Below are 15727 nucleotides of genomic sequence, written 5' to 3' on the forward strand. Positions count from 1 at the left end.
GTGAAAAAATGAAGTATCAATGGTACTTTCCGCAGAATGCTGAAGGAGGACAACCAGAGGGTTTAAATGATTCTGGTGTTGAGAGCTTCAGGGGTAATCAAATTGAGTCACTTGCTAGAGAGATAATCCAAAACTCTACAGATGCCATAGTGGACAAACAAAAGCCAGTAACCGTAACCTTTGATAAAATTACGGTTACTCCAAGCGAGTTCCCCCACATAAAAGGTTTAACTCGATCCTTTAGAAGTGCTCGTGATTATAAAAGAACACCTGAACAAGCAAAGCAATTCTTCTCCAAAGGATTAGAAATCCTTGAAAATGAAAAAGATTTTACGTTCCTAAAAATAAGTGATTACAACACCTCCGGGTTAAGTGGAGTAAATGAGGAGGCAAGTGATTGGGAGAATCTTGTAAAATCAATTGGGATAAGTAATAAAGGTGGAAGTTCTGGAGGTTCGTTTGGTATTGGAAAAAGTGCTCCTTTTGCTTGTTCAAATTTACGAACTGTTTTCTATAGCACTTTAAACCAGCAAGGAGAGATAGGATTCCAAGGGGTTTCAAGACTTGCTTCGCATAGTGATGACAGTAATTATGAAACTAGAGGTACCGGTTTTTATGGTATTAAGAAAAACACAAAAGCAATTACTGACCCCAAATACATTCCGAATTTTTTTAATCGTTCAGAACCAGGAACGGACGTAGTGGTAGCTTCGTTCCTAGAAGATAAAGAATGGCAAGAGAAAATAATTAAAGCTGTAATTGAGAATTTCTTCTTTGCTATTTACGAAAATAAACTTGTGGTCAAGGTTGGTAGTGTTGAAATAAATAGTAACAATTTAAAGAGTTTATTAGATAAATATATCAAGCCTCATAAAGCGCATTACGCCCATGAATACTTCTCTGCAATAAAACTAGGGGAAGTGTATGAGAAAGAAATTAATGATTTAGGGAGCGTAACATTATTTATACGAACAGATGATGATCTATCAAAGAAAGTTGCCATGGTAAGGAATACTGGTATGAAGATTACTCATTTAGATAGGTTTAGAGGGGGGACTAAGTTTTCAGGAGTGTTATTTATTAATGGTAGTAAACTCAATGAGCTCCTAAGGAAAACTGAACCGCCTACACATGATAAATGGGAACCTTCTAGGTATGAAGATGAAAGATATGCAAAAAAAGTAATTGAGGAAATTAAACACTTTGTTAGAGAAGTAGTGAAAGAGCTTAATAAGGTTGAAGAGTCTAACAAAATTGATTTCAAAGGGTTTAATCAGTTTCTACCCGACCACCTTAATGAAGACGAACCTTTGGAGGACAAAAAAACTGAAGACGTGAACACGTTTGTTCCAAAGTCCATGAGAATTAAACCACGTAAAATTAAGAAAGCTTCCAGAACTTCAATTGTAAATAAAGGGTTGAATAAGAAACCGAAGCAGAAAAAGAATGTGACTTCAAAAAAGAATACTAAAGGTCAAGGTGGAAAGAAACAAAATACGAAGAGTCTCTCAATAGCAAAAGTTAGATCAATATTGGTGGATCAAAGTCAAGGTGCATATGATGTAAGTGTTACAACATTATCTGGAGGGAAAGGGTATCTCACTATAAATTTCGTTGGGGAAGACGCAAAAGCATACGACTTGATGTTGGATTCAGCGTTAGACTCGAAAAACAATATGTATCATACAGTAGAAAAAAATACGATTGGTCCAATAATTTTTGAGGACAATGAAAAAAGGGTATTTAGGATTCAAACAAATGAGAAATTCAGAGCATCTTTGGAGGTTCAGGTCAATGAGAGTTAAAGAGAGGCACTTTCCGTACCCTGTTTTGGCGGACTTCTCAGATGATTACAAGAAAGGTTCATATGAGACAGAAATAAGCTATGACGTTACTAAAGATGAATTCATTTTAAGGGTTAAGCATAGTTTGGATAGTAAAGAATTATACAGTGATATTTTGCGGGGAAGAGCAATGTTTTGCGTTCACATCGAATGTTCAAAAACACAAATGCGAATCCTTTCTAAGTCTAAAGAAGAAAAGCAAGAAGTTAAGGTGAAAGCAAGTGATATTGATCAGAGAATAGACGTCTGTACATTTGTGATAGCAAACGAAGATATTAAAGGGTTCTCCAATGAATCATTTGATGATGATTACAAAGGGTACACCTTTGAAGTAAGCAAGGGGGATATTTTGGCTATTGGCGATGACTATCTTATCAATATTGAGAAAGATAAATCGAATGATTCAGAATCCATCCTGCAATTGGAGAAAAGTTTAGAAGATAATCCAAAAGAAAATTTCTCACTAACATTTGCTACTGATAGGATAGTAGTTACGCTTAATCAGGAAGACTACAAAACGTATAACGAATTAGCAAACACTGAGCAATTATTACCCATTTTACACGCGTTAATTGGAGTCCCAGCACTATCAGCAGCTCTTCAGCTAATAAGTCAAGAAATGAGCGATGCAAACGAAGATGAATACTCATCTTATCGCTGGTATAGAGTGTTGATGGAAAAAATTGAATATTTAGGTTTGGATCCGTATGATGAGAAGGTTTACGAAGAACCTATTCAACTAGCACAAAAGATTCTTGACAACCCACTTTCAAAATCATTACTGTCTCTTTCAAATATCTACGAGGGGCTTTATGATGGGATGGAGGATGATGATGAAGACATTTAACGCTAGCTTTTTGAATAAGTTAAAGAGTAATGTTGAACACAACAAGGAGAGGTATAAATTAAAAAAACCTCCAATTGAAAATTACGATGAACTACTGGACGAAGAAACAATGGAATGGTTTTCCAATATAAAACTGGAAACACAGCCATCTAAAAATGAGAAACTAGACTTTTCAAATTCAAAACGTCTTTACAGTAAAACAATAAAATTGACTCCAGCGGAAGCTTCTGATGAAAAGTTATGGGCTTTTATGACTCACATTACTCATTGGAATTATATGAGAGAGCGGTGGCCCGTTGAAGAAACTAAAGGCAAAGAAGAGAATTTTATTCTAGATAGGTATTTCTTTAAAAACAGGCCTATCTCTAGGAACGGGCTAGCAAGATTATGGTGGGCTTCATACATTACCTATAACGAAAAATTTGATGATCCTTTTTATCTTACAAGTCTAATGATGAAAAATGAAGATCAAGATGTTGGTAGGATTATTTTGGAAACGCCAACTATTTGCAGGAATAAGAAAATGGTTGAAGTTACGCTTACATCATTAGACGAATTAAAAAGTAATCATGATCTGAGAAGTCGAGACTATATTAGGTATGCTGCTAGGTACATTAATTTAACAGGTAGTGTTACTCTCTGGGATTTTTTGAGTGATAGTGAACTTAGAAAAATTATAGATGACATGAAAGACAATTGGTTAAAACAAAATAGTCAACAAATTGTTCTTAACTTAAATGAGTAAAAGCCTTCATGTGATGGAGGTTTTCTTTTTAAAGTGGCTACGATATAATATAGTTTTATCACTATTGAAATTTAGTAGGAGAAATACTATGACTTATAGAATAATGGATTTGTTTTCAGGAGCAGGTGGGTTAAGTAACGGGTTTGTACAAACGAAGCAATATGAGGTGGATGTTGCAGTCGAAAAAGATGCAGATGCTAGAAGAACTTACGAAGAAAACCATGATGAGGTTTTGCTATTTAAAGATATACTAAACATGGACTATTCGTCAAAAGAAAAGCTAGAGGATATAGACATTATCATAGGCGGGCCCCCATGCCAGGGATTTTCTAATGCAAACAGACAAAAGAATTCTTTGGTATCCGGTAATAATCAATTAGTAAAAGAGTTTTTGCGTGCGGTTGAATTTCTAAAACCTCGGGCATTTGTAATGGAAAATGTCCGTACTATGGAATCTAAGAGTCATAAGTTTCTATTAACTGAAGACGATCAAGCAGATGTAGATAAACTCAATTTGAATATAAAAGAGGAATCAATTTCTATTGGGTATTCTAATTTTTTTGTTAACAGTATCATAGAGAAAATGGATTTTAAGAACGACGATTTAACTAAATATATTATAGAGAAGCCTCTCTATTCAAAACTCAACACCTTGATGAAAAAATTGGAGAAAGGCGAATCCGAAGCCCTGTTATATATAACAAGGAACAATAATAAAAAAGTACTTATTAAATACTTAACTAACTGGAGCAACCATGGACAGACTGCATTCTCAAAATCATACGAAGAAGAGTGGAATAAGTTAGGGAACATGATTGATGAAATAATTAATTCAGGAGTATTAGAAGATGGGATAAGTTCCACCCTGAGTAATATACTTGAAATACAAAAAATCATAAATAAACTTAATGAAGTCAAGAAGCATAGAATAATCCATGAAGGGATTACCTTTGGTGAAGAAAGCATCGTACTCAATACTTATTCCTACAATGTTTTCGCATTTATTCTTAAGAAAATAAGATCTCTTGGATATCACATTAATGAGGATGAATATATCTTTAATGCTGCGAACTACGGGGTTCCACAGAAAAGGAAGCGTCTAATTATCATAGGTGTTCATGATGACTATCTTAAGACTGACAAAGTACAGGTCCCTCAAAAAATATTTGGTGATGAAAATTGTTTCTTCACTATTCATAATGCAATAAGTGACTTGGAGCAAATTGAGCCTGTGACATACGTGAGTGAACAGAGTCAACCTAAGTTGAAAAAAGGCAGTAACCACTGCCTTACTAACTATTTAAATGGGGAGATTCCAGATATTCATAACCACATTGTCACTAATAGTACTGCTATAGCGAAAGAAAGGTTCGCTGAATTAACGCAGGGACAAAATTTCCATAATTTAAGTGATAAACTTAAGAGTAATTATTCAGATTATAAGCGCACACAAAACACAGTCTACAAAAGGTTAAGTTACTATGAGCCTTCCGGAACCGTAGTAAATATCAGAAAGTCAATGTGGGTACACCCTGTGAAGGACAGGGCACTCAGTATCAGGGAAGCGGCAAGGTTACAGTCTTTTACAGATGATTATATATTCTACGGCAGTAAAGATTCACAATATCAACAAATAGGTAATGCGGTACCTCCTTTATTAGGTAGAGCAATTGCAGAGAGCTTATTACTCTCCTTGGGTGAACAAGTGGACAATCCTATAAGTAATATTCTTAAAGCAGAATCACTTACTAACGAAATTCAAAATGCTTAAAAAGAAGCAAGGGGCTCTCTTGCTTCTTTTTTTATATAATACATACCTAGCACAGAGTAGTATTGACTAGACGTACGAACCTCTATATACTTAACGACTATGTGTGAAAAACGACAGATTTCGACTTTTTCATATACTCGACGATAACTAGGGGGAAAATAATGAACGACGAATCAAGTAGTAGGATGAGAATTAATTGGATTACCTTTTCCATTAGCGGAGGCTTTCTCGTACTATTTTTACTTATGTCTCTGTTTAACAAAACGCTGATGGGAGAATGGATCGCAAGCTCATTTGACTTTTCGGTCGTGTTTTTTGGTGCCTTTTGGCAAGTATTACTTTTAGCTACATTTGCGGTGGGCATAGGGCTTGCCGTTTCTAGATATGGTCATGTGAAGCTCGGGAAGTTGGATGAGCCTGAGAATGGGTGGTTCCGCTGGGTTTCGATGATTTTGTGTACGTTGTTAGCAAGTGGGGGTGTCTTCTGGGCGGCAGGGGAGCCGATTTATCATTTTCTGACGACTCCGCCTTTGTTTGCGGATGAAGGAATGACGCCTGCGGAAGCGGTTGTTCCGGGACTTGCTCAGAGCTTTTTCCACTGGGGATTTACAGCTTGGGCTTGTTTAGGGACGGTTGCGACGATTGTGTTGATGTATGCCCACTATCATAAAGGGTATCCGCTGAAGCCGAGAACGATGCTTTATCCGATGGTCGGCGAGAAGATTTTTCATAAGCGTAGTGTGCTTGGCGCGGCTGCGGATATTGTTTCGATTATTGCAGTGGCTGCGGGGACGATCGGACCGATTGGCTTCTTAGGCCTGCAGGTCGGATATGCGCTTGAGTACTTATTCAGTGTGCCGGACACGCTGATTACGCAGGCGATCGTGATTATTTTCTTAGTGACGATTGCGGCGATTTCTGCTTCGTCCGGTGTCGATAAAGGGATTCAGTTGATGAGTCGCTTGAATGTCGGGCTGGCGGTTGTGCTGATGATCGGTTTGTTGATTCTTGGGCCGACGATGTTCATCATCGATTCATTCCTTGGTGCGGAAGCTTTCCAGATTCAGAACTTCCTGCGCATGAGTCTTTATCGTGGTGATAGCGGCTGGCTCGGCTATTGGACGGTCTTTTTCTGGGGATGGTTCCTAGGATTCGGTCCGGCGATGGCGATGTTTATCAGCCGGATTTCGCGTGGTCGCACGATCAGAGAATTGATTCTTGCTGTTGCGATCATTGCGCCGATTGTGAGTAACTTCTGGTTTGCGGTTGTTGGAGGAACGGGCTTGTTCTATGAACTGGAAAGCCCTGGCGCAATCTCTACCGCTTTGAATGAGACGGGGATGCCGGCAGCGGTCATGGCGATTATGGAACAGGTTCCGTTCGGCATGGTCATGGCGACTGGTTTCCTCATTGTAACGGTCGTATTCGTTGCAACGACAGCCGACTCGATGTCGTACTCGGTAGCCGTCACGATTACGGGGGATGTGCATCCGCCGAAGTGGCTCCGTGTCTTCTGGGCGCTTCTATTCGGAGCGATTGCGGCAACGCTGATCGGAATCGGCGAGAGCAGTATCCAGACGCTGCAAAACTTCATTGTTGTCACAGCGGTTCCGGTTTCGATCCTTCTGCTGCCACCTGTGTGGCTGGCGCCTAAGGTTGCGAAGCTGATGGCGATCGAGCAGAACATTGTGACGCCGAAGGGAAAAAAGAAATAGATTGGTTAAAGCACGTCCTAGAAATGGGGCGTGTTTTTTCTGCAGTAGATTGTACTTAGCTTTCTTAAAACCCTCATGTTGTTCTGCCTTTATAGTTTGGCTTATTCGTCCGTTTTTTTCATCTTGTCTTTCATGTCCCCTTCAATCATGATAGTCGTCGCGATTAAGACTCCTCCTCCCAGCCCCATGCCAATGGTGGCGATGCTGGTATGACTGCTTGTGATCAGCATGAAGCAAATGACTACGATGATGAAAGCTGCTACTCTGAGTGCCTGGTATACATTCATATCATTCTCCTTTAACCACTCCATTTCCATACATTTACCATTTAGGTGTAAAATTTAAACCCATTCGAAGTGATTGATAGTGAAAGTCTTTAAGAAGAGAAGTTCCAACTATAAGATAAAGGGGATTACTACAGATAAGTAGAAGTATTGTATAGAAGCAATTCTAAAGGAGGAGACGAAATGGATTTAGGAGCATTTTCCGTAAGTTTGAGCGTGAAAGATATTCACCGGTCGAAAGAGTTTTATGAAAAACTAGGGTTCGAAGCAACAGGTGGGGACGTTAATCAGAACTGGCTCATCATGAAAAATGACGATAAGGTGATCGGGCTCTTTCAGGGCATGTTCGAAAAGAACATCCTGACGTTCAACCCGGGGTGGAATAATCAGGCGGAGGAGCTGGAAGGCTTTACGGATGTCCGCGATTTGCAAAAGGAACTGAAGCAGAAGGGCGTTGAACTGACTCGTGAGGCAGATGAAGCAACAGAGGGTCCTGAACATATCACATTGGAAGACCCGGATGGCAACCCGATTTTAATCGATCAGCACCGATAGAAGGTACAGCCAGCCAGCCGTCTTTGGCTGAGACGTTGCTTGTCTCCTCAGGTTCGCGCCGAAACTGTGAGAGGCAGGCAGCGTTATTTTTTTCTCCCGCATCGCAAACTCTTCGCAAGGTGGTATGTGGGGAGTTTATCTTTTATAATAGAAGAAATTGCAATAGGAAATGGAGTGCTTCTATGACACACAACGATGAATATTTCATGAAACTAGCGATTGAGCAGGCATCAAAATCGAGAGCAGAAGGAAACGAACCGTTTGGCGCTATCCTGGTCAAAGGTGACGAGATTGTAAAAATTGCCGTGAACAAAGTACATACCCACTCAGACCCTACCTATCACGCAGAAATCGGGCTGATCAGGGACTTCTGTTCTGAGAATCAGTTATTCGACTTGCAGGACTATACGTTGTACACGAGCTGCGAACCTTGTGTGATGTGTTCCGGTGCAATGGTGTGGTCCAATCTTGGTAAAATGGTTTACAGCGTGACCCACGATCAGCTGGCGGAAATTGCAGGCGATAACATCATGATTTCCTGTAAAGAAGTCTTCGGCAAAAGTCCGATGAAGCCTTCTGTAGTAGGAGAGGTGCTGAATGAAGAGGGCTTGAAAGTATTTGATGGCTATACGTTTGGATCATAATTCTTAATAATGTGCAGTGCCCCCAATGTCTTACTCTTGTAAGAGGTGGGGGCATTGTTTTTTTGTGGAAAAATTATGAAACTGATGTCTCCAATAACTCGTAACTTAACAAAGGAGGCATCATGATGAGAAATCTGATGATCGGTTGTTTAGCGTTGTTCTTGATCATCGTCGGATGTGAACGTTCAATTTCCAAAACTGACGATCCGGTTAAAGAGCAAGGAAATGAAGAAGAACGTTACATAATCGAATCCAATGCAGAAGACGGTCAATCTCTACAAGTTGTATCCGCCTATAAATACGTGGAGAAGTATGTGGAAAAGGCGGAAAAAACGGAGGACCATGAGGAGCGGAAGGTGCTGTGGAGAGAGCTTGTCATGAATGAGGTTCGTGATTCGTGCTTGAATGGGCCTTATTTTCACCTTGTGCAGGAGTATGTTCTTTCACCTCCGCAGGATTTGGAAAACTTGAAAGATGAAATCGAGGCGCTTCGGGATTCTGGGTCGGAAGAGGTTGTACTGGAAGCACTGGAGAAGTCTGCGGGCGCCTTGCCGGGACCTGACACAACGGTCTGTCTTCTGCCGCTCGGGGATTTGGAGCTGGACGTTTCGGGAGTCACGGTAGGTGCGGGTACGATATCGATTGTGCATCAACCTTACACGACTCATCAATCGATCAGGCAGGTCGTCGCGCATGAGTATCATCACAGCGCCTGGACGGCGGATTCTTTCAATGGGGAGAAAATGGATCTTTTGGATGCAATCATATTTGAAGGGAAAGCCGAGTATTTCGCTGATTCGTTATATGGTGAGCCACTCATTGAACCGGGGCGTGTAAGTGAGGAGGAGGTGAAGAAGTTGTGGAATCGGGCGAAAGAGTCTCTCGACACAACAGATGACCGAGAAGTTCGGGAAATCCTCTATGGTGGAGAGGATGGATTCCCTTACGGTTTTGGCTATGTTGCGGGTTATCGAATTGTGCAGGAATACGTGAAAAGCCATCCTGATACGACGATGGAAGAGCTAACGAGGCTGAACGCTGAATCTTTATATCAGAAGAGTGGGTATGATTCTATTCAGTGACTGTTCGTGTCTGCTTTTGTTTTAGAGAGTGGTCCTTTTTCATTTGTAACTACATCGATGGTTATACATCTCCAATCAAAATAAAGCGTCTGCCTTCACTTGGGCAGTCGCTTTATCTGGTTATTTTCATTCGTCAGTTCCTCAAAATAATGTAAACAAGATAGACAACATACGTACTGAACAGAACAAGGCCCTCTACCTTCCCGACTCGGTAATCCGTCCTTGAGAAAATGAACAACAACAGACTCAACGCAATCATGATGATGACATCCATGAAGATTTTCCCGTTCACGGCTAAAGGTGAAATGGTCGCTGAAGCGCCGAGGACGAACAGGATATTGAGGATGTTGCTTCCTACCACGTTACCAAGCGCAATGCCGCTTTCTTTTTTCATGGCGGCGGATACGGAGGTGACGAGTTCCGGCAGGGAGGTTCCAAGGGCGATGATGGTCAGCCCGACTAACGTATCGCTCATGCCGAGGCTGAAGGCGATCTCTTTTCCATTATCGACGACGAGGTCTCCGCCAAAGATGATGGCGATCAGACCAGCGAGTGTCAGGGCGATGTTTTTGCCCCATTTCACGTCTTCGGGGACAGCTTCGTCGCTGGATTGCTTTCGACTTTTCATCCCGAGTTCAATCAAGTAGTACATGAAGATGGACAAAAAGAGGATGAAGATGATCCCGTCACTGCGTGTGAGCGAGTTAGTTCCTGATCCTTGCAGCGTGACGTCGCTCATCAGGACGAGCAGGGCTACGCTTGCGAGCAGGATGAAGGGAATCTCTTTTCTAGTTGTGTCACTCTCGACCATTAACGGGGAGAGGAAGGCGGTGATGCCGACGACTAAAGTGATGTTAAAAATGTTGCTTCCCACAACATTACCGAGAGACACCTCTGCGCTTCCCTCCAGAGCCGCGATGATGCTGACGGTCGCTTCCGGAGAACTGGTCCCGAACGCGACAATGGTTAACCCGATTAATATGGACGGGACCCGGAGCAGCCTTGCGATGTTGGAAGACCCATCAACGAAAAGGTCCGCGCCTTTAATAAGTAAAATGAAGCCGACAATCAATAGAATGTATGCCATCGTTGGTCCTCAGACTCCTTTATATTTTAATAAATCATACCCGTTTTGGTTTGATTTGGGAAGGGCGAAAACGCTAATTAGTATGCGCGCAAGTGGGACAATATAAACGAGTCTTGAGGCAGAACTTACTTCAATTTTTTCGTATGGATATATTCAGACACGACAAAAGCCAAGTCGTCATTTCCATAGATCGATAAAACTTCAAGCAGCGTCTCGGAGTCAATGTGGTCCGACTCCTTCTTCGTGACGGTCAGCTCGAGCGCATTGATCAATTCTTTATTTTCAGCTTGGTAGGGATAGGCTTCTTTATAAATGGTGACAGGGTCCAGGTCGTGGTTGATGCACCACTGGGCAAAAAGCAGGATCATCATTTTTTCGCCTTCCTGGTAGTTGCGGATCACTTCTTCTTCACGGCTTCGATCCATAGGGAAAGCCTCCTTCTGGGTGTGTTTATCATTCTATGATACACGGCATAAAAAAGGTTTGGAAGATATTCTCCCAAACCCATTGTTTATTTTTTCTGGATCAAACTATAAAGCAAGTATTGTAATGCCAGGAACACGACGCTTAAGAACACTAGATTGAGGACGATGAAGTTCTGTTGGAAGCTGAAATGCTGGTTTAGTGCAACAAACGCTCCGGCATGGATATAAGGACTGCTGAAGCTGTACAGCAGGCTGATGATGAACAATAGGGTGGATTGAATCTTCTGTGTTTTGGTGGGAAATGCGTTGTTTCGTTTGATGACCCTGTACAGAATGAAGGTGGCAATCAGTTGGAACGCAATAAATCCACCTAGATACATATCAGACAGAAAGACTTGTTGAAATGGCATATAGGGTTCACACCTTCCGAGTGGTTTTCATAGGTCACTGTATCTTATATGAGTTATGGATTCAATAGAAGGATGTCTGACCATAGTATGAATCTCTATCCCTTTTTTTGTATAATGAGGGTAGAGTAAATGGTAATTCAAGGGGTGTATGATGGATGTTGACGTGGAAAGCGGAACTAGATCAGATGATTAGAGAAAACTATGAACAGATGAGCAATGGTACGGACTTGGAGGCAGTGCTGAGATCTTGGGAGACGACATGGGAGTTCATGAAAGGCGTAATGGATAAGCAGGGCTATCACTCGATTGAGCAGCTTCAGAGACGTTTCTCTCTATCCGTTTTCTTAGGCAACTGGTTGATTGATTTCGAAGGCTTGATGGATCGGATTCCTTCTGATGAAGAAGCGGCTCGTTACCGGATTAAATATTTTCAAGATATTGTGGATCACATGAGTGAAAATGACAGCAACGTAATGGGATTTAAGCGATCGGTTGCGGAGGCTCATTTTACAATTGGTGAAAAGGACAAAGGGGATGCACTTTTCAGTGAAATCGTTCAGAAAAAACCGACGTACGGATACGGTTGGATTGGCTGGTCGGATATGTACGGAGGGTTTGCGACGAAATCGAATCGTAATCTTGACCGAGCCATTGAAATTCTGCATCAAGCGCTTGAGGTCAAAGGAATTTCTGATCGCGAGGATGTGTTGTTGCGTTTAGAAGAGCTGCTGAAAGATGCAGGGCGTACGGACGAGGCAAAGGAAGTGAAGCGGGAACTGAAGAAAGACGCGCCTGGTCGAAGCGTCATGTTTATGGAACCAAAAAATCAAGTGAAGGCTGACAAGATTGGACGGAACGATCCTTGTCCTTGTGGGAGTGGGAAGAAGCATAAGAAGTGTTGTTTGTAAAAGACGGTCTCGAGGTTGAATCTACCGAAGCTTCAGCCTCGAGACGATGAGTTTCATGATAAGGGAAATCGGTGAATCGCTTTTTTTAATAAAGTGAAATAAAGGTCGACAAATAGTAACCCCACTACATATGTAAGAAACGTATAGGATATATTCCATCCTTGACTGTATTCCACTTTTTCAAAAAACAGAGCTGTCATTTCTGCCCCGTTTAAAAAGATTATAAATCCAAGATAAACAATCCATCGCTTCCATTTAAGAAAGTAGATCATGTACGTAAAGATAAGACCAGTGGCTGGATTAAACCCCATGTCGATGTTGATCGAGTTGAAAATCAATAAATCCGTCTGAGGGTTAAGGGTCCAAAATCCGGCTGCCATTCCGATTTGATTACAGGTGATTGAGATAAAGGACATAACAGGAGCAACGGTTAAAAACAACATCGGAACGCGACGGCACAATAGGATGGCGATTGACCAAGGGATTATGAACCCGATGATAAAATTGAAAAACATGGTACTCCCCCCCATTTTTGTATGAGTATTATGTGTGTTCAATGGATTCTTATTCTTGAGATCTGATAAGAAATGGATGATTTTGAGATGTTTTTAGAAGGAGGGAGATGGTGCTTTGAAAAGGATGCTTATCGGGGTAGGGTTCGCTGCTGTCATAGGATTCACGTTCTATGAGTGGCAGATTAAAGAACCTTTCTCGAGTATGTTGAGGGAGGACATTTATAAGATAGAAGCCGAAGTAGCCGATGGCGAAGGTCCTCGCATTTATTCGACAACTGATGAGGGTATGATTTCCCTTTTTGAAGAAGAAATGAATGATATGTCATGGAGGGAAACGGATCAAGAAAATCCGAGCGTTTTTCACAAGGCATTCGCCTTGTACGCAGAAGATGGTTCTGTGATAGCAGAGGTGGTTTTTGTTGGGGAGAATATAGCACATATGAAGGGGGAGTATTTTGTAGTAGATGAGGTTGATTTGGTGAGTTTTACAACGATATTCTTTGAGGAGGAATATAAGCAAGATAACTTTTCTGGATCCGCAATTACACTTTACCCCCCACTCATAATTATAGAAGACGATAATTTATACTAAGTCAAATAAAGCCTGATTCCAGTCATCGTACAATTCATGACTGAAATCAGGCACCAAAGGATCATTCTTCTACATGTTCTTTAAAGTAATTCCCCCAATGAGGCTGCGTTCCATCTGCATCTTTGAAGTCATAAACCTCAGACAGCTCCCACGTGCTTAACGTTCTGCCGTTGAATCTGTGCACGTCTTCATCCATCGCCAAGTGCTTGACCGCTTCTCCTATATAAAAAGGCGTTTCGGATGCGATGAAGTGAGGGTCGACGTTGACGCCTTCTTTCCAGTTCTCTTCTGTGACGCCGAAGTATTCGAGCATCGCTTCTGAACGAAGGAAGCCGGGTGTGAGCGCAACGGCTGTAATCGAGTAATCCTTCAGGTCTTCAGCCATCGCTTTCGCCATGTGGATGTTGGACACTTTGGCTAGGCTGTAGTAGAAGTTCTGGCGGTAGTTATAATCGGTTCCGTCTGTGATTTCGATGATCAGGCCGCTCTTGTTTTTCTTCATAATTGGGACGGCGTAATGAGCGGTGATGATATGAGCGCGTACAGCCTGGTCCTGCATTTGCAGTCCTTTGTGCAAGTCGTGGTCAGCAATGTCTTTGCCCCATTCGGTCAGTGGGTCGCCACCCCAGATATCGTTGATGAGAATGTCGAGCTGTCCGTTCTGCTCGTCCTTGATTTTTTGGATGAGTTCTTTTACCTGGGCTTCGTCGGTGTGGTCGACTTGTACGGCGATGCCTGTGCCGCCTGCTTTTGTGACAAGCTCTGCGCTGTCTTCGATGGTTTCTTTTCGTGACATCGGGGATTGTTCACGGCGTGTCGTGCGTCCTGTGACATAGACGGTTGCGCCGGCTTCACCTAGCTTGATCGCCATCGCTCGTCCGGCTCCTCTGGTGGCTCCGGCAACGAGGGCGATTTTATTTTTCAGGTTCATTGTTTATCATCCTTTCTTTATGTCTATTCTTATCATAAATTAAATATATGACACATGCTGTCATGATTGAAGGAAGGAGGAGAAAAAGTTGAAGGCAGAACGGTTGATTAGGATTTTGCTTTTCCTGCAACACGGAGAAAAGGTGTCGACGAGGGAATTGGCTGAGGAACTTGAGGTTTCGGAAAGGACGATACATCGAGATATGGAGTCCCTCAGTACAGCTGGCATACCTGTCTATGCAGAAAGAGGAGCCGCGGGGGGATGGAAGCTCATCGATAATTGGAAACAAAAATTGAGCTGGCTGAAGGAGAAGGAAGTACTGGCACTCTTTCTGCCTCAAGCAGAGAAGATCATAAGTGATTTGAACATGGACACGTCTTCGACCGACATACGCGATAAGCTCCTCTTATCCATACCGAATGGTGCGAAGGAGAGTGCCGAGAAGCTATGGTCAAGGATTCACGTTGATATGGGAACGTGGAAAGGCGGATCAAATGAATCACTGCCTGCGCTGGATGTCCTGAAGGAAGCTGTCTTGAATAATGGTATAGCGATGATTCTGTACAAAAAAGCGAATGGGGATCAGAAGAATGTGAGGATCAAGCCTCTTGGGCTGGTTGCTAAATCGAGTGCGTGGTACGTAGTTGCGATGAATGAAGAGGATGAGTTCCGGAGCTACAAGGTGAATCGAGTAAAGGAATGTACAGTAACAAATGAAACCTTCGAGAGACCGGCAGACTTTGTTTTAGCGGAACATTGGGAATCGTCTAAGAAACAATTTGTGAAGAATCTTCCTGAGTTCCAAGTCAACGTAAAAGCTTCCCGCTTTGCTCAAGAGCGTATTCACTTCACTGGTCGGTTCGTGTCATCACAAAAGGTTAAGAAAGAGGCAGAAGGCTGGGCTGAGCTTGCGTTGACGTTTAATTCAGAAGAGGAAGCGGTCAATTTCATCGTAGGATTCGGAAATCAAGTAGTGGTCTGTTCTCCACATTCATTAAGGGATAAGGTGACGGGAAGGGCAAGAGAGATTTTGGAGCTCTATGAATCCTAGTCATACATGCTTCTGAGTTCTGTGAAATCTTAATAGGATTGGCAAGCAAGCTGGAAAAGGATCTTCCAGCTTTTTTAACCTGAATTTTTATGTATCTTTCATTTTGAAAATACCTTCAATCCTAGGTTTGAGCTGATCGCTTTAAATATCTGAATGTGTAGATGGATGTTCCGAACGTCAGGGTCAGCATGAGCACGATCCATAAGATGATGGAAAAGGCAGAGCCGTAAAAGAGTCTGTTGAAGACGGGATTTAATAGGTGATAGAACAATAGAAAATTGCCGCACACACTTATGTAGAAAAGGATTTTCTCTTTCATGT

General features: G+C 42.1%; 18 protein-coding genes. 11 read left to right on the forward strand and 7 right to left on the reverse strand.

Annotation, left to right across the window (positions count from 1 at the left end; genetic code table 11):
* The first annotated feature begins 8 nt into the window (after positions 1-8).
* The 5 genes from LCM20_RS08650 (at position 9) to LCM20_RS08670 (ending at position 6922) form a co-directional block, all read left to right on the forward strand.
* Complete coding sequence (locus LCM20_RS08650; RefSeq protein WP_225195051.1) at positions 9-1805, forward strand: hypothetical protein; 1797 nt, start codon at positions 9-11, stop codon at positions 1803-1805.
* Positions 1795-2691: a hypothetical protein gene (locus LCM20_RS08655; protein WP_225195052.1), complete on the forward strand. Its 897-nt coding sequence runs from the start codon at positions 1795-1797 to the stop codon at positions 2689-2691. The genes LCM20_RS08650 and LCM20_RS08655 overlap by 11 nt, the downstream gene beginning before the upstream one ends.
* Positions 2678-3436 (forward strand): DUF6339 family protein, encoded by a 759-nt coding sequence (locus tag LCM20_RS08660; protein ID WP_225195053.1) that lies wholly within the window; start codon positions 2678-2680, stop codon positions 3434-3436. The genes LCM20_RS08655 and LCM20_RS08660 overlap by 14 nt, the downstream gene beginning before the upstream one ends.
* An 88-nt stretch (positions 3437-3524) precedes the next feature.
* Positions 3525-5207 carry a DNA cytosine methyltransferase gene (locus LCM20_RS08665; RefSeq protein WP_225195054.1) on the forward strand — a complete coding sequence of 561 codons (1683 nt, stop codon included), beginning with the start codon at positions 3525-3527 and terminating at the stop codon, positions 5205-5207.
* 185 nt (positions 5208-5392) lie between these two features.
* Entirely contained in the window at positions 5393-6922 is a 1530-nt protein-coding gene (locus LCM20_RS08670) for a BCCT family transporter (protein WP_225195055.1), read from the forward strand.
* A gap of 101 nt (positions 6923-7023) precedes the next feature.
* On the opposite strand, the gene LCM20_RS08675 is transcribed toward LCM20_RS08670, so the two are convergent.
* Positions 7024-7209 carry a hypothetical protein gene (locus tag LCM20_RS08675; protein WP_225195056.1) on the reverse strand — a complete coding sequence of 62 codons (186 nt, stop codon included), beginning with the start codon at positions 7207-7209 and terminating at the stop codon, positions 7024-7026.
* A gap of 180 nt (positions 7210-7389) precedes the next feature.
* On the opposite strand from LCM20_RS08675, the gene LCM20_RS08680 reads away from it, so the two are divergent.
* The 3 genes from LCM20_RS08680 (at position 7390) to LCM20_RS08690 (ending at position 9487) form a co-directional block, all read left to right on the forward strand.
* A complete protein-coding gene (locus LCM20_RS08680) occupies positions 7390-7761 on the forward strand; it encodes a VOC family protein (RefSeq protein WP_225195057.1) in 372 nt (123 codons plus the stop codon).
* A gap of 182 nt (positions 7762-7943) precedes the next feature.
* Positions 7944-8405 carry a nucleoside deaminase gene (locus LCM20_RS08685; RefSeq protein ID WP_225195058.1) on the forward strand — a complete coding sequence of 154 codons (462 nt, stop codon included), beginning with the start codon at positions 7944-7946 and terminating at the stop codon, positions 8403-8405.
* A gap of 125 nt (positions 8406-8530) precedes the next feature.
* Positions 8531-9487 (forward strand): DUF2268 domain-containing protein, encoded by a 957-nt coding sequence (locus LCM20_RS08690; protein WP_225195059.1) that lies wholly within the window; start codon positions 8531-8533, stop codon positions 9485-9487.
* A 133-nt stretch (positions 9488-9620) separates the two neighbouring features.
* On the opposite strand, the gene LCM20_RS08695 is transcribed toward LCM20_RS08690, so the two are convergent.
* From LCM20_RS08695 to LCM20_RS08705, 3 genes are all read right to left on the reverse strand, one after another.
* On the reverse strand, positions 9621-10574 hold the full coding sequence (locus tag LCM20_RS08695; protein ID WP_225195060.1) for a calcium/sodium antiporter: 954 nt from the start codon (positions 10572-10574) through the stop codon (positions 9621-9623).
* Between the two features lie 125 nt (positions 10575-10699).
* Entirely contained in the window at positions 10700-10999 is a 300-nt protein-coding gene (locus LCM20_RS08700; protein ID WP_225195061.1) for a hypothetical protein, read from the reverse strand.
* Between the two features lie 86 nt (positions 11000-11085).
* Positions 11086-11409, reverse strand: a complete 324-nt coding sequence (locus tag LCM20_RS08705; RefSeq protein WP_225195062.1) for a hypothetical protein — start codon at positions 11407-11409, stop codon at positions 11086-11088.
* Between the two features lie 155 nt (positions 11410-11564).
* Between LCM20_RS08705 and LCM20_RS08710 the strand changes: the two genes are divergently transcribed.
* Positions 11565-12317, forward strand: coding sequence for an SEC-C metal-binding domain-containing protein (locus LCM20_RS08710; RefSeq protein WP_225195063.1), 753 nt, complete (start codon positions 11565-11567; stop codon positions 12315-12317).
* A 53-nt stretch (positions 12318-12370) separates the two neighbouring features.
* Here the strand turns inward: LCM20_RS08710 and LCM20_RS08715 are convergent, their stop codons facing one another.
* On the reverse strand, positions 12371-12832 hold the full coding sequence (locus tag LCM20_RS08715) for a hypothetical protein (RefSeq protein ID WP_225195064.1): 462 nt from the start codon (positions 12830-12832) through the stop codon (positions 12371-12373).
* Positions 12833-12947: 115 nt separating this feature from the next.
* On the opposite strand from LCM20_RS08715, the gene LCM20_RS08720 reads away from it, so the two are divergent.
* A complete protein-coding gene (locus LCM20_RS08720) occupies positions 12948-13424 on the forward strand; it encodes a hypothetical protein (RefSeq protein ID WP_225195065.1) in 477 nt (158 codons plus the stop codon).
* A gap of 61 nt (positions 13425-13485) precedes the next feature.
* On the opposite strand, the gene LCM20_RS08725 is transcribed toward LCM20_RS08720, so the two are convergent.
* Positions 13486-14355 carry an SDR family oxidoreductase gene (locus LCM20_RS08725; RefSeq protein WP_225195066.1) on the reverse strand — a complete coding sequence of 290 codons (870 nt, stop codon included), beginning with the start codon at positions 14353-14355 and terminating at the stop codon, positions 13486-13488.
* Positions 14356-14443: 88 nt separating this feature from the next.
* On the opposite strand from LCM20_RS08725, the gene LCM20_RS08730 reads away from it, so the two are divergent.
* Positions 14444-15406, forward strand: a complete 963-nt coding sequence (locus LCM20_RS08730) for a helix-turn-helix transcriptional regulator (RefSeq protein ID WP_225195067.1) — start codon at positions 14444-14446, stop codon at positions 15404-15406.
* 121 nt (positions 15407-15527) lie between these two features.
* On the opposite strand, the gene LCM20_RS08735 is transcribed toward LCM20_RS08730, so the two are convergent.
* On the reverse strand, positions 15528-15725 hold the full coding sequence (locus tag LCM20_RS08735) for a hypothetical protein (protein WP_225195068.1): 198 nt from the start codon (positions 15723-15725) through the stop codon (positions 15528-15530).
* Positions 15726-15727 lie beyond the last annotated feature (2 nt).

Origin of the sequence: Halobacillus litoralis (assembly GCF_020171725.1) — a bacterium.
GTDB lineage: Bacteria > Bacillota > Bacilli > Bacillales > Halobacillaceae > Halobacillus > Halobacillus litoralis_F.